We start from the raw sequence: 20,043 nt of genomic DNA, 5'->3' as shown, positions 1-20,043 counted from the left end.
GTCCTAAACCTGACAGAAACGGCAACGCGCGCCAAGCACCCGGCGCGCGTTGTCCACAGTGAATTTCAAAATCGGTGGATTACTGCTGCAGGCACAGTTCGAGCCACGCCGCCGAAAGGTCATGCTTGCGCACGTCGCGCATCTTTTGTTCGTAGACCCAGGGCGTGATCAGCGGAATGGCCGCGTTGTAGTTCTCAGGCCAGGTCGGGTTGGTCTCGGCGATCGCCTGCGGCACGTCCCTCTCCTTGACCTTGTCCAGCCGCGCCTTCTGGATCGCGGCCACCACCTGCGCCTGGTATTCGCAACTTTGCTGTTTGGTCTCGGCGGCAGCCAGCGGCGAAGCCAGCAGGAGGGCGGCAAGGGCAAGACGGAACATTGGGTGTCTCCGGGAATCGTTGCAGTGGCGCACGCAGTCTAACCGCGCGCGGCCACACCTTCCATCGCCGTTTTCAGGTCGTGCACCAAGGTCTCGGCCATCGAGCGGAACACCATGATCTGAAACGCGCGATCACCGACCCGGGTGATCGAGGCCGTCATGTGGAACAGCAAACTGCGCACGGTGTGCCCGCGTTTGAAATGGGCGGGCCTCAGGTCCACCGGCACCAGCCGCGCCAGCACGTCCTCGACCCCCTCGCCCTCGATCCACACCACGGCCCAGGCATCCGACTGGTCCACCACCGTCGCATGTTCGGCCAGCGACGCATCCGGCGCCGGCCCCATCAGCATCGCCTGACCATGCCCGAACCACACCGCTCGCGACCCGGCCTTGCCTGTTGCGCGGTTGGGCGCGGGATAGGCCATGCCATGCGCGGCCTTCAGGGCTGCTGACAGATCCTTTTCCTTGCCCTTGTAGGGCGCGAGCGCCGTCATCACCCCCGGCTCTTCCTCGGTCAGTGTCACCGAACCGATGGTCAGCGGCAGCAGCCCCTCGCACGGGTTTTTTGCAATCAGCTTATCCACGCACACGCCCTCCCTCGGGGTCAAAGAAGACCGGGTCCACCACTTTGCACAGCGTCGTCACGCCGCGCAGCCCGTCCACCATCTTGACGGTCTCTCCATGCCGTTCCGGCCCGTCGGCCAGAAAGCCCAGCCCGATCATGTGGCCCAGCGTCGGCGAATAGCAGACCGAGGTCACATAGCCCTGATCGTTGACGCGGGTGGGCTCGGCCCCCTCGTTGTAGAGATGCGCACCCGCCAGCAACTGCTTGCTTTCACCGACAGGCTTCAGCCCCACCAGTTGCTCGCGCCCTTCCTCCTCCAGACCGGGGCGTTCCGACATGGTCTTGCCGATGCAGTCCTTTTTCTGCGAGACCATCCGCCCCATGCCGATATCGAAGGCGGTGGTGCGCCCGTGGATCTCGGCATGGGTGATATGGCCCTTTTCGATCCGCAGGACATTCAGAGCCTCCATCCCATATGGCCCGCCGCCCAGCGCCTCGGCCCGCTCGGCCAGGATATCGAACAGGCTCGCGCCATACCGCGCTGGCACCGCGATCTCATAGGCGTGCTCGCCCGAGAACGAGATGCGGAACAACCGCCCCTCGACCCCAAGAACCTTGACCGGGCCGCAGGCCATGAAGGGCCATTCCTCGTCCGAAAGCGGTTTCTCCAGCAGCCCGTTCAGCAGATCGCGCGACTTGGGGCCGGCCACGGCAAACTGCGCCCATTGCTCGGTCACCGAGGCAAAGCACACGTCCAACTCCGGCCGCAGCCCCTGATGCACGAATTCCAGATGCTTCATCACGTCGCCCGCGGCGGCCGTGGTGGTGGTCATCAGGTAGTGATGCTGGCCCAACCGCGCCGTGGTGCCGTCATCCATCACATAGCCATCCTCGCGCAGCATCAGGCCGTAACGCACGCGGCCCACCTTCAGCGTCGAGAACATGTTGGTATAGACGAAATCCAGAAACGCCCCCGCATCCGGCCCCTGAATGTCGATCTTGCCCAGCGTCGAGACATCGCAGACGCCGACTGCTTCGCGCACCATCCGCACCTCGCGGTCGCAGGACTGCCGCCAGGTGGTCTCGCCGGGTTTCGGGAAATAGCTGGGGCGATACCACAGCCCGGCCTCGATCATCGGCGCGCCACGCGCGACGGACGCCTTGTGCGAAGTGGTGAACCGCTGAGGCCTGAAGCCCCTGCCCTCGGCCCCGGCCGCAATCGCGGCGATGGAAACGGGCGCGTATGGCGGGCGGAAAGTGGTGGTCCCGGTCTCGGAAATCCCCCGCCCGGTCGCATCGGCCAGCACCGCCAGGGCCGCCACGTTCGAATTCTTGCCCTGATCGGTCGCCATGCCTTGCGTGGTGTAGCGCTTCATATGCTCGACCGAGCGGAAGTTTTCCACCGCCGCCTGTTTCACATCCTTGACGGTGACGTCGTTCTGGAAATCCAGCCAGGCCCGCCCCTTGCCGGGTACCGCCCAGAGCTGGGCGATCTCATAGGGCGTATCCTCGGCCTCGGGCACCGCGACCTCCGGCAGCTTCACCCCGAGATCGGCCAGCGCCTCGCCCGCGGCGGCGATGCCCTCGCGCAGGCAGGCCGCGGTCGAGAACGAGCCGTTGCAGGCCCCGGCCGGGACCATTCCCGGGACGGCCCCCGGCGTCGGCACGAAGGCGGCGATGTCGCGCCGCCATGTCGGCCGGCCGTTCATGTGGCAGGTCAGATGCACCGAGGGGTTCCAGCCACCCGTCATGGCCAGGCAGTCCGTCTGGATCCGCTCCTCGCCGCTTGGCCGGCGCACGGTGATCGCCTCCAGCCCCTTGCGCCCGGAACTGCCGCAGACCTGCGCCCCGCGCAGAACCGGATAGTCGTCGGACAAGGGTGCGTCATGACGGCTGTCGATCACCGCCGCCACATGCACCCCCGCCGCCAGCAGATCGCGTGCAGTGCGGTGGATGTCGTCGGTATTGCCGAAAACCGTGACGTTCTTGCCGGCGCTGACGCCCCAGCGGTTGAGATAGGCCCGCACGGCACCGGCGGTCATGATGCCCGGGCGGTCATTGTCGCGGAAGGCCACCGGCCGCTCCAGCGCCCCGGCCGCCAGCACCGAACGCTTGGCCACGATTCGCCAGAAGGTCTCGAGCGGCGCGCCATGCGGATGCCGCCCATCATGGTGATGGACACGCTCCAACGCCGCATAGGTGCCCTGATCATAGACACCGGCAACACTCGTGCGCGTCATCAGGCGCACATTGTCCATCGCTTCCAACTCGGCCTGAACCTCGTCGACCCAGACATGCCCCGGCTTGCCGTCGATCTCATACGTCTCGGCCAGCAGACGGCCGCCCATCCGGCTGCCCTCATCGGCCAGGATCACGTCGGCCCCGGCCCGGCCCGCGACCAGCGCCGCCATCAGCCCCGCAGGGCCGGCCCCGATCACCAGCAGGTCACAAAACGCCCAGGCGCGCTCATACTTGTCCACGTTGTCCTGGCCGGAAAGCGCGCCCAGACCCGCCGCGCGGCGGATGATCGGCTCATAGACCTTCTCCCAGAAGCTTTTGGGCCACATGAAGGTCTTGTAGTAGAACCCGGCGCCCAGGAACGGCGCCGCCAGATCATTGGCCGCCAGCAGGTCGAAATTCAGCGATGGCCAGCGGTTCTGGCTGCACGCCTCAAGGCCCGCATAGATCTCCTGCACGGTTGCCCGCACGTTCGGCTCCTGCGAGGCGCCGGACCCGACGGTCACCAGCGCGTTCGGCTCCTCGCTGCCCGCCGTCAGCACCCCGCGCGGGCGGTGATACTTGAACGACCGCCCCATCAGGCGCACGCCATTGGCCAGCAAGGCCGACGCCAGCGTGTCTCCCTCAAAGCCCGAATAGCGCACCCCGTCGAACATGAACGGGATCGACCTGGAGCGGTCGATGAGCCCCTTGCCCTTGATCCTCATGAGCGCGCCTCCGACGCCAGCCGCGTCTCGAGAACCTCGTGCGTCACGGTGTTGCGCGTCACCACGACCCAGGCGCCGCAGCCGCCCTCGTGATACCAGAGATCGCGCGTCACCCCCGCCGGGTTCTCGCGCAGAAAGACGAAATTCTCCCACGCCTCCTCGCCGGCGTCGGGGGCGGGGCGGTCCAGATCGGTCGCCGCACCGCGATAGTAGAACTCGCGGCGATCCCGCTCGCCGCAATACGGACAGGTGATCCTCATGGCCGCGCCCCTCGCTTCACCTTTTCAAAAATACTCAAATGCAACATCCGCCACGCGCCCCTAGTGCAGATTGTGCTGAGAGCCCTTGCCCTCTTCATCCATGACACCGCGCCCGGTGCGGAACCGGTCCAGACGGAACTTCGTGGCATTCTCGTGATGGCGGTCGGTGGCGATCAGATGGGCAAAGACGTGGCCCGATCCGGGCACCGCCTTGAACCCGCCGTAGTTCCAGCCGCAATTCAGATACAGCCCGTCGATATGGGTGCGGTCGATGATCGGAGAGCCGTCCGGCGACATGTCCATGATTCCGCCCCAGCTGCGCAGAACCCGGGCCTTGCCGATCATCGGCATCAGCGCCATACCCGCCTCCATCACGTTTTCCACCGTCGGCAGGTTTCCCCGCGCCGCGTAAGAGGCGTAGAAGTCCAGATCGCCGCCGAACACCAGCCCGCCCTTGTCCGACTGGCTGATATAGAAATGCCCCATGCCGAAGGTGACCACATGGTCGATGACCGGCTTCAGCCCCTCGGTCACGAAAGCCTGCAAGACATGGCTCTCGATCGGCAGACGCATGCCCGCCATCGCCGCGACCTGGCTGGACCGCCCCGCGACGACCATCGCCACCTTCCTGGCCCGGATCGGCCCGCGCGTCGTCTGGACGCCCCGGACCGCGCCATTCTTGATGTCGATGCCGGTCACTTCGCAATTCTGGATCAGATCCACCCCGCGCTGATCCGCACCGCGTGCATAACCCCAGGCCACGGCATCATGCCGCGCGGTGCCCCCGCGCGGGTGGTAGAGACCGCCATATATCGGAAAGCGCAGGTCATCGTAGTTCAGATAGGGCAGCATCTTGCGCAACTCGTCCCGGCTCAGCAGGATCGCGTCGTCCCCCTGGCTGATCATCATGTTCCCGCGCCGCGCCGCCGCGTCGCGCTGCCCGTCCGAATGGAACAGGTTGATGATGCCGCGCTGCGAATGCATCACGTTGTAGTTCAGGTCCTCTTCCAGCCCTTCCCACAATTTCAGCGAATGCGAGTAGAACTCGGAATTTCCCTGCAGAAAGTAGTTGGCGCGCACGATGGTGGTATTCCGCCCCACGTTCCCGCCGCCGATATAGCCCTTTTCCAGAACGGCGACATTGGTCAGCCCGTGCTCCTTGGCCAGATAGTAGGCCGTGCTGAGGCCGTGGCCGCCGCCGCCGATGATGACGATGTCGTATTCGGGCCTGGGTTCGGGGTCGCGCCAATGCGGTGTCCAGCCCTTGTTGCCGGTCAACCCTTCCTTCAGGACGCGCAGGCCTGAAAACCGCATGATCTCCTCCCTCCATTTTCGGGGAACGCTCGCCCCTTGGGACAAACATCTATCAATGCGATCCCCCGCGGGCCATGGCGCTTTTCGACAAATACTGTCCCGCGCGCGACCAAATGCGTCGCTTGCGATTTGCCGGGCAACGGATTTCGCGGATCGCCGCTCCAGACGTTTCTCGGGTTGCCAGAGCCTTGGCCGCATCCTGCACTACCGCAGCGGCGCAAGGAAATGGACCATTTCCACCAGGCCCTACGGCGAGTCGCCGCAAATGTGCCCCTCTTGCGAAATTGTTCGCGACAGGGAAACGAACCGCCGAGTCTTGCCAGAATGTCCTCAAGGCCCCAAAAAACGTAGCAACAAAGCGGCAATTTCGCCCAAATAACGCCACGTTCGAAATTTACCTTTTCTTGGTCAAATTTGTCTTGTGGCCGTTCTGCCCGGCCAAGAGAGGTTCCTGCCATGCGCATGCGTTTCGAGAATTCCTTCGGCGCCCACGACAAATCCTTGGTTCGTGCACGTTTCGACGCCAAACGGTTTGCCGCCGACGAGAGTGGTTCCATCACCATCCTCGCGCTGTTTCTGTTTCTGGCCCTTGTCGCGGTTGTCGGTATCGGCATTGACATGATGCGTTTCGAGCGAGACCGGGCCTCGCTGCAATACACTCTGGACCGGGGCGTTCTGGCTGCGGCGGACCTTGACCAAAAGGTCGACCCTGAGACGGTGGTCAAATCCTATCTCGACAAGGCCGGCCTTCTGGAACACGTGACCGGCATCACGGTGACGAACAGCACCGGTTATCGCGAGGTCTCGGCAACCGCACAGTCCACGTTCCCGACCCAGTTCATGCACCTGTCCGGCGTCGATACGCTGAGCGCACCGGCGGCGAGCACCGCCGAGGAAAGCGTCGGCGCGGTCGAAGTCTCCATCGTTCTGGACATTTCCACCTCGATGAAGGAACCCAATCTGACCTATCTGAAAAACGCCGCGAAAACCATCGTGACAGAGATCGGTGACAAGAATGGCGAATGGAACAAGGAGGTCTCCTTCTCTCTGATCCCCTATTCCAGCCAGGTGAATGCCGGCGCGGACCTGATAAAATACTATAACCTGGACCGTTTTCACCCGCATTCGCACTGCGTGAACTTCATCGACAACGAGTTCAGCAAGCCCGATCTGTCGACGACCACCCTGCTGGAACAAACCGCGCATTTCGATCCGTACACTGAGACGCGGGAGCCTATCGAGCATCCTGTTTGCCCGACCCGGGCGGGGTCGGCGATCCTGCCGTTCCAAAATGACGAAAAAGTGCTGCACAACTATATCGACGGTCTGACCGTGCTGAGCAATCCGGTGGCCGACGAGGACTCGGGCATCGACAATGGCGCGAACTGGGGGCTCATCCTGCTTGATCCGAGCACAAGGCCGGTCATCAACGGGCTGGCGATGAACGAAAATATCGTTCCGGATGAGTTTGCCAACCGCCCGGTGGACTACAACAGCGACGTGCTGAAGGTCCTGATCCTGGTGTCCGACGGGGACAATACCGACCAGTTCATGCTCAACCCGTCGATGCGCACCACCATGTCGGACATCTGGTACAACGAAGAAGCCAACACGTTCGCGGTCTATCAGTCGAGCGGAAACCCCGAATACTGGTGGCCGCATGACAATTCCTGGCAGGACCACCCGTATGGCAATGGCGGGAAGTACTGCAAGGGCAAAGGCGGCCAGCAGGAATGTATCGAGCAGAAGGCCGAGGTCGAAACCGGAACATCCAAGCAGTTGTCTTATGTCGAACTGCTGAACCTGGTATCGCTGGACTATATCGAACACAACATCTTCACCCACTCGCCCAGTGCCTATGGCCAGTGGGAAAGCAAGGCTTTCTCAAAGAAGAGTGCGGTTGCCAAGGACCAGCGCACCAAGCATGTCTGCAAGGCCGCCAAGGATGAGGGTGTCATCGTGTTCGGCGTCGGCGTCAGCGCACCGAATGCCGGCAGGGACGTTCTGCAAAACTGCGCCAGCTCGCCCAGCCACTATTACGACGCATCCGCGCCCGAGCTTGCAAACGCATTCACTTCGATCGCATCCGCTGTCCGTATGTTGAGGCTGACACAATGATCAAAGGTCTGATTTCCAACCTGCAACGGTTCCGTCGCCGGGAAAACGGCACCGCCACGATCGAGTTCGTGATCGTCTTTCCGGCTTTCATGTTCCTGGTGCTGTCGGGGGTCGAACTTGCGCTCATGACGCTGAAACATGCGCAGCTTGAGCGCGCGGTCGACCTGACCGTCCGCGACATCCGCCTGAACACCGGCGCAAACATGCAGCATGACGATATCAAGCGGTTCATCTGCGACCGAGCTACTTTCATCAGCGACTGCTCGGCAAACATGAGGCTGGAAATGGTTCGGCAGGATCCCTTTGCCCAGGTCACGATCCCAGCGGAACCGGACTGCACCGATCTGTCCGAAGAGGTCCGCCCGGTCCGGGCGTTCCACAACGGGCAGGAAAACGAGCTGATGGTCCTGCGCGCCTGCGCCAAGATCAACCCCGTCTTCCCCACGTCAGCAATGGGCAAGGCTCTGGCCAATGCCGAGGGTCAATACGCCCTGACTGCAACGACAGTCTTCGTTCAAGAGCCGATTTGACGCCATGATGAAACTTCTGACCCATCGAATGAAACGCTTTGCGGCACAAGAAGAGGGCTCCATCGTCCTCGAAGCATTGATCATCGTCCCGATCCTGTTCTGGGCGATCCTGGCCGGCTATACCTTTTTCGAGGGCTACCGGCAGAGCGCCTCGAACGTAAAGGCCGCCTACACGATCGGCGACCTGATTTCCCGGGAGACCCGGGAACTCAACAGCGTCTACATGGACTCGATGGAGGATATGTTTGCCCTGATGGTCCGCAACCAGTCCAACCTGAAAATGCGGATCTCCCTTGTCCTGTATGACGCGGACACAGACCGCCACACCGTCAGCTGGTCCGCCATTCGCGGCGGCTATACCGAAAAGCTGACGGATGCGGACATGCCTGAATACAAGGATCTTCTGCCGCCGATGTCGGATCAGGGCACGCTGATTCTCGTTGAAACCTCGAATACGTTCGTCCCGCCGTTCCGGGTTGGTCTCGACAATATCGAGTTGAAGAACTTTGTCTTCACCCGGCCGCGTTTCGCCAACAACATCAAGGCGAACGTCTAGTCGCGCTGCGCGATCAGGGCGGCAAGCACTTCGGACATGAACTTGGTCTGAGAGGCGGCGACGACGCCGCCAATGCCCACGCGCCGTCCCACGCGCCACCAAAGCCCCGGCGCCCACGCCCGCTCACCCGGTTCCCGGGTGCGCACAAGAAACCCGTTTGACGGCTTGAATGCGAAAACGCCGCGGTCCATCGCCTCGACATCCTCGACCCTCGCGATGACCACTCCGCTGCTGCAGCGCAGTTCGCGTTCGGTCAGCTCGATCCGGTGGAGGGTCGCCTGATACAACCGCTGCGCCAGCCACAGGGCCAGACCGCCGGTCACGATCAGGAACAACTGCCAACCCGGCGCGGGAGGCGTGGCCAAAGCCACGTAGATCAGCAGAGCCCCCACGACAACGAGCATCCCCACCCCCATCCAGCGCCGCGGCGCCGATGCTTCGACCACCGCCAGAACCTCGTCCTGCATCCATACCTCCGGTCAGACTTTCTGCCTCCCTTACTCTGAATTCGCGCCGTGCAACAGGGGAACCTTTCGAACCGGTCCATCTGCAAATCCGCACAGCACCGGTGCTGCGGTGCGAATTGATTGCATGACCTCAGGATCTAGATTGGCAGACAACACGAAGGAGGTCTCATGTCCATTCGACCGATACTGGAAACACGCAAGGCAACCCCGGCAATCGAAGGTGCGGGCGTCAGGCTGCACCGCGCCTTCGGGTTTCAGGACCCGACCGAGTTGGACCCGTTCCTGCTGTTCGACGATTTCCGCAACGAACACCCAGCGGACTACATGCGCGGGTTCCCGTGGCATCCGCATCGCGGCATCGAAACGATCACCTACGTTCTGGCCGGAACCGTCGAGCACAGCGACTCGCTGGGCAACTCGGGAACGCTGGGCGCAGGCGACGTGCAATGGATGACGGCGGGTTCCGGCATCCTGCATCAGGAAATGCCCAGGGGAAACGCCACCGGGCAGATGCATGGCTTCCAGCTCTGGGGCAACCTGCCCTCGAGCCAAAAGATGACCGCGCCACGCTACCAGGACGTCAGCAGCCGCGACATTCCCGAGGTCATCGACGATGACGGAACCCGTGTCCGGGTCATCGTGGGCGAGTTCTGGGGCAAGACCGGGCCGGTGGACGGCATCGCCGCCGACCCGCAATACTTGGATGTCTTCGTGCCTGCAGGCGTCAAAAAGACCTTCCGCATAGACACTTACCGCCGCGCCTTCGCCTATGTGTTCGAAGGGCAAGGCGCCTTTGCCGATGCCTCGGCCCCGACCGGCGTGCTGCTGGAAAAGGAAGTGGCCGGGCAAGAGTTGAACATCCGCGACATGTCCGGCGACCGCACGCTGGTGCGTTTTGGCACCGGAGACGAAATCACCGTGCAGGCCGGCCCGGAAGGCGTGCGCTTTCTGCTGATCTCGGGTGCACCGATCGCCGAGCCGGTGGCGTGGCACGGGCCGATCGTGATGAACACCCAAGACGAGCTGCGGCAGGCTTTCAAAGAGCTGCGCAACGGCACCTTCATCCGGCCTGCGCATTGATCGGTAGATGGTATTGCAATCTGACGCGGGACGCAGCCTGATTACCGCGCGACCGCCTTGCGCACCATGTCCCAGTAGATGGTCTCGACCTCATCCAGCGACAGGCGACCTCCGCTGCGATACCAGGTGTTGACACCGTTGAGCATGGCAATCACCGCCAGCGTCGCAATCTTGGTATCCGGCACGGCAAACACGCCCTGGGCCACACCTTCGCGCAAGATGCCTTCCAGATCGTCCTCGTATGTCCGGCGCAGCGCCTCGATCATGGCGAAATTTTCCGGCGTCAGGTTGCGCAACTCCATATAGGCGATGAAAACCTCATCCGGGCGTTCAAGGTGGAACCGGATGTGAAACCCCACGAACTGTTTGAGTTCTTCCAGCGGGCCGTCCACAGGCGGCAGCGCCGCGCGCGCCGACAACAACTCGTCCATATGCGCGTGCATCAGGCCGAACAGCAGGCTTTGCTTGTCCGGCGTGTAGTTGTACAGCGCCCCGGCCTGCACCCCGACTTCACCAGCAATCTGCCGCATGGAAACCGCCGCATAGCCGTGCTGAGCAAACAATTTCAACGCCGCCTTCCGGATGCGCGGGCCGGTGATATCGGAATGGGAACCTTGGGTACGTGCCATGGCGTCACGTTATATGAACATATGTTCAAATAGAACCCCGCTTGAACCACCTGGGCAAAAAGTGCAACAACCAGACTGCACGCACCCGAAGGGACAGAAATGAAGCACCTGCCATTGATCCTGCTTGTCGCCGCTGCCGGGTGTACTCAGATCCCCGAACTCGACGAGCAGGAAACGCCGGCGCTTCTGAGGGCGAAATACCCGGCTCTGACGCCTTTGCAGGAAACTCTTGGCCCGCCCGTCAGCCCCAAGGACGAGGCCAAGGAGGTCGAAGAGGAGCTGGCCCGGCGGAGTGAAACGCTCGACAAACGGGCCAAGGCCCTGAATGCCCGCGACATCGACTGAGGTTGACCGCAAGCCTCTGTCACACGTTCGGCCACTCAGTGACATCAGGTGGATTGCGCCGCTGCGCCGAACCGGATAAGGCACCGGGCAAAGGACGTGCCGTCAACGGCCCGTATGCGAGCGGAAAGGGACAGACAGGATGACACAGGCGCTGCGGTTGGGAATTGCCGGTTTGGGAACCGTCGGTGTCGGCGTCGTCAAGATCATTCGCCGACAGGCTGAACTGCTGGAATTGCGCACCGGGCGCCCCCTCCAGATCGTTGCCGTATCGGCCCGTGATCAGGGCAAGGACCGCGGGGTGAACCTGTCGGGATATGAATGGGAAACCGACCCTGTCGCTCTGGCCCGGCGCGATGACATCGACGTGTTCGTCGAGTTGATGGGCGGCGAAAACGGCCCGGCAAAGGCTGCTGTCGAGACCGCTCTGGCCACTGGAAAGGATGTCGTCACAGCGAACAAGGCCCTGCTGGCGATTCACGGGCAGGCCTTGGCCGAGCAGGCCGAGGCAGCCGGCCGCGTGATCCGTTTCGAGGCCGCCGTGGCCGGTGGCATCCCCGTCATCAAGGCGCTGACCGAAGGGCTTGCGGGCAACGAGATCACCCGCGTCATGGGCGTGATGAACGGCACCTGCAACTACATCCTGACCCGGATGCAGTCCGAGGGGCTGGGCTACAATGCCCTGTTCGAGGAATGCGCCCAGCTGGGTTATCTCGAAGCCGACCCCAACCTGGACGTGGGCGGCATCGACGCCGCGCACAAACTGGCCCTGCTGGCGGCGATCGCCTTTGGCACCAAGCCGAATTTCAAGGGCATCGAGATCGAAGGCATCGAACATATCAGCCTCGACGACATCCATCAGGCCGCCGACATGGGATATCGGATCAAACTGTTGGGCGTGGCGCAACGCAGCGCCCGTGGCTTGGTGCAACGGATGCAGCCCTGCCTGGTGCCAAGCGACTCGCCCCTGGGCCAGCTCGAGGGCGGCACCAACATGGTCGTCATCGAAGGCGACGCGGTCGAGCAGATCGTGCTGCGCGGCCCCGGCGCGGGCGAAGGCCCCACCGCCAGCGCGGTCCTGGGCGACATCTGCGACCTTGCACGCGGTCTGCGCATCCCGACCTTCGGCCAGCCGGCGACGACGCTGAAGAAACTGCCCGCTGCCCGGGTCGGCCTGCCCGCGCCCTACTACCTGCGGCTGTCGCTGCTAGACAAGCCCGGCGCGCTGGCCAAGATCGCCGCGATTCTCGGGGACGCGGGCGTTTCGATCGACCGGATGCGCCAATACGGACACACGGAAAGCACCGCGCCGGTGCTGATCGTCACGCACAAAACGACCCGGGCCGCGCTGGATGTGGCGCTCGACGGTTTCAGAGCAACCGACGTCGTCGCCGGAGAGCCGGTGGCCCTGCGGATCGAACAGGTCTGACGGCCTCGCCTCTTGCGACCCCGGCCAAGGCCGGGCTATGCCAAATCAAACGTCTTCTTGACCAAGGGATAATCGGAAAATGAACGCAGCCAAGATCGACTTCAACGACCGCATGCTGTCGCTGGGACTGGCACGCGTGGCGGAACAGGCCGCTTTGGCCTCGGCCTCGCTGGTGGGGCGCGGCGATGAAAAAGCGGCCGATCAGGCTGCTGTGAACGCCATGCGCGAACAGCTCAACCTGCTGGACATTGCAGGCGTCGTGGTGATCGGCGAAGGCGAACGCGACGAGGCGCCGATGCTGTATATCGGCGAAGAGGTCGGCACCGGCAACGGCCCCGGCGTGGACATCGCGCTGGACCCGCTGGAAGGCACGACGCTGACCGCCAAGGACATGCCCAACGCACTGACCGTGATTGCCATGGGGCCGCGCGGCTCGATGCTGCACGCGCCGGATGTCTACATGAACAAGCTGGCGGTTGGCCCGGGCCTGCCGCAGGGCGTGGTGTCACTGGACATGAGCCCGCGCGAGCGTGTCGAGGCGCTGGCCAAGGCCAAGGGCTGCTCGACCGAAGACATCACCGTGTGCATTCTGGAGCGTCCGCGCCATGAGGCGATGATCGCCGAGGTGCGCGAGACTGGTGCGGCGATCCGCCTGATCACCGATGGCGACGTGGCCGGCGTCATGCATTGCGCCGAAAGCGAGGTGACCGGCATCGACATGTATATGGGCCAGGGTGGCGCCCCCGAGGGCGTTCTGGCCGCTGCGGCTCTGAAATGCATGGGCGGGCAGATCTATGGCCGTCTGTTGTTCCGCAACGACGACGAGCGTGGCCGCGCCGCCAAGGCGGGCATCACCGATCTGGACCGCGTCTATTCGCGCGACGAGATGGTGACGGCGGACGTGATCTTTGCCGCGACCGGCGTGACCGGCGGGTCGCTTCTGCCGCGCATCAAGCGTGAGCCGGGCTGGGTCGAGACCACCACGCTGCTGATGCGGTCCAAGACCGGATCGGTGCGCCGGATGACCTATCGCACGCCTGTGTGACCCGGTGGCGCCGGAATGCGGCTTGCGCCGCAGCCTCCGGCGGGAGTATTTGTGAAAAGATGAAGAGGCCGGGTCCGGATTGGGTCCGGCCTTGACGCATGAGGCAGGATATTGAGCTTTCTTGGGGTTGAACGGTCGCTGACGGGGCGGCGCTGGGTCGGGCCTTCCATCGAGGTGGAACGCGCCTCGGAGATGATGGCGCAGCAGACGGATCTGCCTCGCGCCGTATGTCAGGTGCTGGCACGGCGGGGCGTGCCCTTGATCGAAGCGCGGGGGTTTCTCGATCCGAAACTCAAGGAATTGCTGCCCGACCCGCGGAGCCTGAAGGACATGGAGACGGCGGCCGCGCGGTTTCTGGAGGCGGTCCGGGGACGGCAGAAGATTGCGATCTTCGCCGACTATGATGTGGATGGTGGCAGTTCGGCGGCGTTGTTGCTGGATTGGCTGCGGCAGATGGGGCTGAGTGCGACGCTCTATGTGCCGGACCGGATCGACGAAGGTTACGGGCCAAACGTTCCGGCGATGCGAAAACTGGCGGCGGATCACGATCTGATCATCTGCGTCGACTGCGGCACGCTGAGCCACGAGCCGATCGCCGCAGCCGAAGGGGCCGACGTGATCGTGCTGGACCACCACCTGGGCGGCGAGACACTGCCGGACTGCGTGGCGGTGGTGAACCCCAACCGGCAGGATGAAAGTGGCGATCTGGGCTATCTCTGCGCCGCCGGCGTGGTGTTCCTGATGCTGGTCGAGGCCGGGCGTCAGTTGCGTGAGGCCGGAGCCAGGGGGCCGGACCTGATGGGTCTGCTCGACCTGGTGGCGCTGGCCACCGTGGCCGACGTGGCGCCGCTGATCGGGGCCAACCGGGCGCTGGTGCGGCAGGGACTCAAGGTGATGGCACAGCGGCAACGCCCCGGCCTGGTCGCGCTGTCGGATGTCGCGCGCATGGATGCGCCGCCCAACACGTACCACCTTGGTTTTCTGTTGGGGCCGCGCGTCAATGCGGGCGGACGCATCGGACAGGCCGACCTAGGGGCGCGCCTGCTGGCAACGGACTCCAGAACCGAGGCCGAGGCCCTGTCGCAGCGCCTGGATGCGTTGAACAGTGAACGGCGCGAGATCGAGAACACCGTGCGCGCCGCAGCGTTGGAGCAGGCCGAGGCGCGCGGGCTTGAGGGGCCGCTGGTCTGGGCCGCCGGAGAGGGCTGGCATCCCGGCGTCGTGGGAATCGTCGCCTCGCGCCTCAAGGAGGCCACGAACCGCCCCGCCATCGTCATCGGTTTCGACGGTGACGAGGGCAAGGGCTCGGGCCGGTCGGTTTCGGGCGTCGATCTTGGGGCCTCGATCCAGCGGCTGGCGACCGAAGGGCTGCTGGTGAAGGGCGGCGGCCACAAGATGGCTGCCGGCCTGACCGTGATGCGGGACCAGTTGGAACAGGCGATGGAACGGCTCACGGAACTGCTGGCCAGACAGGGGGCGGGTCAGGGGGGACCGGCCGACCTGAAACTGGACGGAACCCTGATGCCGGGCGCCGCGACCGTCGAGCTGGTGGAGCAGATCGAACTGGCAGGCCCGTTCGGTGCCGGGGCCCCCGCCCCGCGCTATGCCCTGCCCGACCTGCAGGTCCGCTTTGCCAAACGGGTCGGCGAGAGCCATCTGAAACTGTCACTCTCCGACGGGATGAGCGGCGGAGTGGACGCCATCGCCTTTGGCGCCTTTGACGGACCCATGGGCGAACGCCTGGCCAATCACGGCGGCGCGCGGTTCCATTTTGCGGGCCGGCTGGAGGTCAATTCCTGGGGCGGGCGCCAGAGCGTTCAGTTGCGGATCGAGGACGCGGCAGAGGCCCGTTGACCGCCAAATTCAAGCGGTTCGCCGGGACGAAAAAAAGTTGCTCATCCCCTCATTTTTCGTCTTGCGGGGCATCGAGGTAATCCGTAAAAGGCCCTCCACAAGCCAGCGTGGCCCGTTCGTCTATCGGTTAGGACGCCAGGTTTTCAACCTGGAAAGAGGGGTTCGATTCCCCTACGGGCTGCCACTTGTGCTTGTCGTGGCCCGTTCGTCTATCGGTTAGGACGCCAGGTTTTCAACCTGGAAAGAGGGGTTCGATTCCCCTACGGGCTGCCATTCCCCCCCCCTGACATCCGGGCAAGGTCGCAACGACAGCTATGCCTTGCGGCTGGATTGCCGAAGGCCGGAAACCTCTGTTCCGTCGAGCGACATGATCGCGCCGTAGAGATCCGGTCGCCGGTCGCGGAACACCCCCCAGTAACGAAGGGTCTCGGCAACCTCGTCCAGATCGAACGTAGCCGTCAGAACTTGGCCGTCTTCCACCCCAGCCTCGGCGACCTTCTGCCCGAACTGATCGGCGATGAAAGACGACCCGAAAAAGTCCAGCTGCAGTGCAGGGTTTTCGGTGGAAAATTCCCGGCCCACCCGATTGCTGGCCACCAGCGGCACCAGGTTGGCCCCGGCATGGCCCTGCATCACGGTCTGCCAATGCGGTATGCAGTTCGCTCCGGGCTTTGTGGGCTCGGATCCGATTGCCGTCGGATAAAGAAGGATCTCGGCTCCACGCAGGACCATGCAGCGTGCGGCCTCGGGAAACCACTGATCCCAGCAAATACCGGCGCCGATGCGTCCAAAGGCCGTATCCCACACCTTGAAACCGGTATCGCCGGGCGAGAAGAACTGCTTTTCCTGATAGCCGACATCATTGGGGATATGACTCTTGCGATAGATGCCCAGGACGGTCCCATCAGCGTCGATCATTGCCAGGGAATTGAAACAGGTCTGCCCCGCCTTTTCGAAGAACGACACCGGCAGCACCACGCCAAGCTCTTTCGCAAGGGTCGAAAACCTCTGCACGGCAGGGTTCTGCGAGGCTTCCGTCGCCAGGGCAAAATACTTGTGGCTCTGCTCGATGCAGAAATACGGTGTTTCGAACAGCTCTTGCAAAAGTATGACATTGGCGCCCGCATCGGCGGCGCTGCGGACCATCGCTTCGGCCTTGGCGATGTTTTCCTCCCGGTCCGAACCGCAGCTCATCTGGGTCGCGGCAAGTGTCACGTTACGCATCGGGTGTCTCCGGTAGCGGTTGCTGCTGGGTTATGCAGTGGATGTTGCCCCCGGCGTCGGCAATTCGTGGGGTCAACACGCCGACGACCTCGCGATCGGGGAAGGCCCCTCTGAGCCGGGCAAGGGCGGCAGCGTCAGCGTCGTCAAACCCGTATTGCGGCACCACAACGCCGCCATTGGCAATGTAGAAGTTGATGTACGACATCATCCGGCGCGCGCCGTCGGGTTTGCGACGAACCGGAGGGGACGTCACCGTGCAAACCCTCAGGGGCCGTCCGTCCGCGTCTGTTTCGGATTCGAGAATAGCCTTGTTTTCCAGCAGGTTCCCGTAGTCCGGATCAGACGGGTCATCGCTGGTCTGAACGACGACCTCGCCCGGTGCGGAAAAGGCGGCCACGACATCGACATGGCCGTTGGTGCTGTCTCCCTCGAGCGACCGCTTCAGCCAGATCACCTTGCGCGCCCCGAGTTGTTGCGCCAGTTCCGCTTCGAACTCGGCCCTGTCCGGTCCGCCATTTCGGGTGCGGTGCTCAAAGCACTGTTGCGTTATCAGGACGGTGCCGCAGTCGTCCACGCTGAGCGCCCCGCCCTCGAACACCATCTCGCTGCGGAACCGGGCGGCACCCGCCCGTTCGATGATGAAACGGGCCACATTGTCGTCGCGCTCGTGGGGATAGAGGCCCCCCCAGCCATCGAAAGTCCAATCTATCCCGGCGATTGCACCGTCGGGCCTGCTGACGAAGGTCGGCCCGCTGTCCCGCAACCAGCTGTCGTCGAGCGGGCAGGCGATCAGTTCGACCCCGTCCACTTCGCGCAGCACTTCGATCCCGTCATGGCTGTCCGGATCATGGAGCAGGCAAACCGGCTCGAACCGAGCAATCGCACGCACGACATCCGCGCACTCCCTGCGCGCCTCGCCGAGCGTATCCCCGAAGGTCGGTTCGGATTTCGGCCAGGCGATCCAGCAGGCGGCATGCGGACGCCATTCCGCGATCATCCGGAAACCGGCCGCATTTGCCTTTTCCCCGGGTTTCATGCCGCCCCCTCGCGCGCGAAATCGTCGGCGGCCAGTCGTATACCCTGCTCCATGATGTCAAACATCTGCTCGATCTCGCTTTCCGAGATCACCAGCGGCGGCGAAAAGACACACATGTTGATGATCGGGCGCAGGATCAGCCCCAGTTCCTGGCATCGCGTGTCGATCAGCGCCCCAAGCGCCCTGTCCGTTGCAAGCGGGTCGGTGCCGGCCGTCTCCGTGACGCATTCGATGCAGCCCACCAAGCCCATGCCCCGGGTATCCCCGACGATCGGCAGGCTGCGCATGGCGTGCATCCGTTCCTGAAACAGCGGCGTCACCTTGCGAACATGTTCCAAAATGCCCTCTCGCTCGATGATCTCGATGGTCTTGAGCGCGGCTGCGGCACTGACCGGGTGTCCGGAATAAGTGTAGCCGTTCGAGAATGTCGCCCCTTTCGCGTTCCCGCCGGCGACATCGGCAATCAGGCGATCAGAGATGATACAGGCCCCCATCGGAACGTATCCCGAGGTCATCCCCTTGGCGCAGGTAATGATATCGGGGACGATGTCGAACACCTCCTCTGACGCGAACCAGTGCCCGAGCCGGCCAAAGCCGGTGACGACCTCGTCGGAAATATAGAGCACGTCATGCTTTCTGCAGACCTCGAGGCAACGTCTGTGATACCCCTTCGGCGGAACGATCACGCCGCCCGAGGCCAGGATCGGCTCGGCGATGAAGGCCGCGACCTTGTCCGCCCCGATTGCCCGGATCGCGTTTTCAAGATCGGCCACCTTTTCGTCGAGAAAGGCATCGATGCTCATGCCCGCAGGCCGGCGATAGGGATTCACATCCGGCAGGAAATGCGCGAGGCCGGGTGCCTGATCCAGCCAGCTCTTGTCGCGCTCCTTGCCGCTCACGCTGGCCGCAAGATAGGTCGATCCGTGATAGGCCTTGTGCCGCGAGATCACGATCTTCTTTTCGGGGCGGCCAAGGACGTTGTTGCGAAAGTGGACGAACCTAAGGGCCGAGTCCACCGCGGTCGAACCGCCCGTCGTGAAAAAGACGTGGTTGAGGTCGCCCGGACTGCGCTGCGCGATTTCATGCGCCAACCGCGCGCTGACCGAAGAGGCATTGTTGAAGGGCGAGAAATAGGCCATCTCGCGCGCCTGCCGTGCCATCGCGTCCGCGATCTCGGCATTGCCGTATCCAAGTTGCACGCACCACATCCCACCGGGGCCGTCGATCAGACGCCTGCCGGTTTCGGTCGTGACATAGATCCCCTCGCCGCTCTCGGTGAACGTGCGGTCGTTCTGACCGAGCGTTTCCATTCCCTCCCAGGGATGAAGGAAATTGGCATTGTCCCATTCCCGGACCGACTGAAAACCCGCATCCCGCCTCTGCATCTCGACACCCGCTCCAACCTGGAATTATTTCAGATAATCACAAAATGTATAAACGTTCATTCACAGTCAAGGTTGTTTCACCCCGCCTTTCATGCGACAGATGCAGCACAGGAACGCAGGCTGAACCATGAACCGGTCAATACCCTCGGACGAGCAACCCAAGGCGCGCGAGATCAGTAAGGAACGCCACCGCAAAAAGCTGCTGGAGGCCGCCGCCGAAGCAGTTTTCCGCTATGGCGTGCGCGGTGCGACCATCAATAAAATTCAAGAGATTTCAGGCCTTTCCCGGGGCATGATCAACCTGCACTTCCAGTCAAAGGAAAACCTGTTGCAGGCTGTCGCCGAGAGACTGGCGCGGGACTACACCGAAAACTGGCGCAACGCAGCCCGCAGCACGGACAGCGATCCGGCAGCCCGCCTGAAGTCGATCATCGCCGCAGATTTCGCCCCCGAGGTTCTGAACGCCAGGAACATGGCGATCTGGTTCGCATTCCGGGCCGAGAGCAAATCACACCCCGAATACCGCCCCTTCATCGACACCCGCGAATCAGAGTTTCGCGAGTCGCTGCTGCAATGTTGCCGCGCGCTGGCCGACACGGATGGCAGCGCCTGCGTCGATGCGAATGTGGCCACCAGCGCCCTGACCGCGATACTCGAAGGGATGTGGACCGATTTCCATCTCAACCCCGACAGTTTCGACAGGGAAGAGGCTCTGGCAACCTGCCTGAAAGTCGCGCAGTGCCTTTTCCCCGGGCATTCGGCGTCCCTCGCCGGCCCTGACCCGACAAAGGCCAATTGATCTTGCCCCAAAAGACCTGCGTCGGGATACCCTGAACCACACCGGGATCAGGACCGGCGCGACGAAGCGGGGTCCAACGGCCGCTGCGA

General features: G+C 63.3%; 19 protein-coding genes and 2 tRNA genes. 11 read left to right on the top strand and 10 right to left on the bottom strand.

What is annotated here, in order from left to right:
* Positions 1 to 79 precede the first annotated feature (79 nt).
* The 5 genes from AVO45_RS08645 to AVO45_RS08625 are packed head-to-tail and all read right to left on the bottom strand — an operon-like array spanning position 80 to position 5,460.
* Positions 80 to 376 (bottom strand): hypothetical protein, encoded by a 297-nt coding sequence (locus AVO45_RS08645; RefSeq protein WP_068345967.1) that lies wholly within the window; start codon positions 374 to 376, stop codon positions 80 to 82.
* A gap of 38 nt (positions 377 to 414) precedes the next feature.
* Entirely contained in the window at positions 415 to 960 is a 546-nt protein-coding gene (locus AVO45_RS08640; protein WP_068345965.1) for a sarcosine oxidase subunit gamma, read from the bottom strand.
* The gene (locus AVO45_RS08635; protein ID WP_068345963.1) at positions 953 to 3,886 is read right to left on the bottom strand and encodes a sarcosine oxidase subunit alpha family protein; all 2,934 of its coding nucleotides are present in this window, start codon (positions 3,884 to 3,886) and stop codon (positions 953 to 955) included. The genes AVO45_RS08640 and AVO45_RS08635 overlap by 8 nt, the downstream gene beginning before the upstream one ends.
* Positions 3,883 to 4,146 (bottom strand): sarcosine oxidase subunit delta, encoded by a 264-nt coding sequence (locus AVO45_RS08630; RefSeq protein WP_068345961.1) that lies wholly within the window; start codon positions 4,144 to 4,146, stop codon positions 3,883 to 3,885. Before AVO45_RS08630 ends, AVO45_RS08635 begins: the two co-directional genes overlap by 4 nt.
* 60 nt (positions 4,147 to 4,206) lie before the next feature.
* The gene (locus AVO45_RS08625; protein ID WP_068345958.1) at positions 4,207 to 5,460 is read right to left on the bottom strand and encodes a sarcosine oxidase subunit beta family protein; all 1,254 of its coding nucleotides are present in this window, start codon (positions 5,458 to 5,460) and stop codon (positions 4,207 to 4,209) included.
* A 462-nt stretch (positions 5,461 to 5,922) separates the two neighbouring features.
* Here AVO45_RS08625 and AVO45_RS08620 point away from each other — a divergent pair, with 462 nt between their 5' ends.
* The 3 genes from AVO45_RS08620 to AVO45_RS08610 are packed head-to-tail and all read left to right on the top strand — an operon-like array spanning position 5,923 to position 8,664.
* Positions 5,923 to 7,578, top strand: a complete 1,656-nt coding sequence (locus AVO45_RS08620; protein ID WP_082688747.1) for a pilus assembly protein TadG-related protein — start codon at positions 5,923 to 5,925, stop codon at positions 7,576 to 7,578.
* Entirely contained in the window at positions 7,575 to 8,108 is a 534-nt protein-coding gene (locus tag AVO45_RS08615) for a TadE/TadG family type IV pilus assembly protein (protein ID WP_068345953.1), read from the top strand. Before AVO45_RS08620 ends, AVO45_RS08615 begins: the two co-directional genes overlap by 4 nt.
* Before the next feature lie 7 nt (positions 8,109 to 8,115).
* Positions 8,116 to 8,664 (top strand): TadE/TadG family type IV pilus assembly protein, encoded by a 549-nt coding sequence (locus AVO45_RS08610; protein WP_157770129.1) that lies wholly within the window; start codon positions 8,116 to 8,118, stop codon positions 8,662 to 8,664.
* On the opposite strand, the gene AVO45_RS08605 is transcribed toward AVO45_RS08610, so the two are convergent.
* The gene (locus AVO45_RS08605; protein ID WP_068345950.1) at positions 8,661 to 9,131 is read right to left on the bottom strand and encodes a hypothetical protein; all 471 of its coding nucleotides are present in this window, start codon (positions 9,129 to 9,131) and stop codon (positions 8,661 to 8,663) included. The two genes, AVO45_RS08610 and AVO45_RS08605, sit on opposite strands and share 4 nt — an antisense overlap.
* A 168-nt stretch (positions 9,132 to 9,299) precedes the next feature.
* Here AVO45_RS08605 and AVO45_RS08600 point away from each other — a divergent pair, with 168 nt between their 5' ends.
* Entirely contained in the window at positions 9,300 to 10,211 is a 912-nt protein-coding gene (locus AVO45_RS08600; RefSeq protein WP_068345947.1) for a pirin family protein, read from the top strand.
* Between the two features lie 41 nt (positions 10,212 to 10,252).
* On the opposite strand, the gene AVO45_RS08595 is transcribed toward AVO45_RS08600, so the two are convergent.
* The gene (locus AVO45_RS08595; protein WP_068345945.1) at positions 10,253 to 10,840 is read right to left on the bottom strand and encodes a TetR/AcrR family transcriptional regulator; all 588 of its coding nucleotides are present in this window, start codon (positions 10,838 to 10,840) and stop codon (positions 10,253 to 10,255) included.
* 99 nt (positions 10,841 to 10,939) lie between these two features.
* Between AVO45_RS08595 and AVO45_RS08590 the strand changes: the two genes are divergently transcribed.
* The 6 genes from AVO45_RS08590 (at position 10,940) to AVO45_RS08565 (ending at position 15,783) form a co-directional block, all read left to right on the top strand.
* A complete protein-coding gene (locus tag AVO45_RS08590) occupies positions 10,940 to 11,185 on the top strand; it encodes a hypothetical protein (protein WP_068345944.1) in 246 nt (81 codons plus the stop codon).
* Between the two features lie 139 nt (positions 11,186 to 11,324).
* A complete protein-coding gene (locus AVO45_RS08585) occupies positions 11,325 to 12,611 on the top strand; it encodes a homoserine dehydrogenase (RefSeq protein WP_068345942.1) in 1,287 nt (428 codons plus the stop codon).
* 79 nt (positions 12,612 to 12,690) lie between these two features.
* Positions 12,691 to 13,656 carry a class II fructose-bisphosphatase gene (gene glpX / locus AVO45_RS08580; protein ID WP_068345940.1) on the top strand — a complete coding sequence of 322 codons (966 nt, stop codon included), beginning with the start codon at positions 12,691 to 12,693 and terminating at the stop codon, positions 13,654 to 13,656.
* 111 nt (positions 13,657 to 13,767) lie between these two features.
* Positions 13,768 to 15,510 (top strand): single-stranded-DNA-specific exonuclease RecJ, encoded by a 1,743-nt coding sequence (gene recJ, locus AVO45_RS08575; protein ID WP_068345938.1) that lies wholly within the window; start codon positions 13,768 to 13,770, stop codon positions 15,508 to 15,510.
* 109 nt (positions 15,511 to 15,619) lie between these two features.
* A tRNA-Glu gene (locus AVO45_RS08570) sits at positions 15,620 to 15,694 on the top strand.
* A 14-nt stretch (positions 15,695 to 15,708) separates the two neighbouring features.
* Positions 15,709 to 15,783, top strand: a tRNA-Glu gene (locus tag AVO45_RS08565).
* A gap of 39 nt (positions 15,784 to 15,822) precedes the next feature.
* Here AVO45_RS08565 and aguB read toward each other — a convergent pair.
* The 3 genes from aguB to AVO45_RS08550 are packed head-to-tail and all read right to left on the bottom strand — an operon-like array spanning position 15,823 to position 19,155.
* Positions 15,823 to 16,734 carry an N-carbamoylputrescine amidase gene (gene aguB, locus AVO45_RS08560; RefSeq protein WP_068345935.1) on the bottom strand — a complete coding sequence of 304 codons (912 nt, stop codon included), beginning with the start codon at positions 16,732 to 16,734 and terminating at the stop codon, positions 15,823 to 15,825.
* Entirely contained in the window at positions 16,727 to 17,770 is a 1,044-nt protein-coding gene (locus tag AVO45_RS08555; RefSeq protein WP_068345934.1) for an agmatine deiminase family protein, read from the bottom strand. The genes aguB and AVO45_RS08555 overlap by 8 nt, the downstream gene beginning before the upstream one ends.
* The gene (locus tag AVO45_RS08550) at positions 17,767 to 19,155 is read right to left on the bottom strand and encodes an aminotransferase (RefSeq protein ID WP_068345926.1); all 1,389 of its coding nucleotides are present in this window, start codon (positions 19,153 to 19,155) and stop codon (positions 17,767 to 17,769) included. The genes AVO45_RS08555 and AVO45_RS08550 overlap by 4 nt, the downstream gene beginning before the upstream one ends.
* 127 nt (positions 19,156 to 19,282) lie before the next feature.
* Here AVO45_RS08550 and AVO45_RS08545 point away from each other — a divergent pair, with 127 nt between their 5' ends.
* Positions 19,283 to 19,954: a TetR family transcriptional regulator C-terminal domain-containing protein gene (locus tag AVO45_RS08545; protein ID WP_068345924.1), complete on the top strand. Its 672-nt coding sequence runs from the start codon at positions 19,283 to 19,285 to the stop codon at positions 19,952 to 19,954.
* Positions 19,955 to 20,043 lie beyond the last annotated feature (89 nt).

It is taken from the genome of Ruegeria marisrubri (assembly GCF_001507595.1).
GTDB lineage: Bacteria > Pseudomonadota > Alphaproteobacteria > Rhodobacterales > Rhodobacteraceae > Ruegeria > Ruegeria marisrubri.
This window is presented reverse-complemented; position numbering and strand designations above follow the sequence as displayed.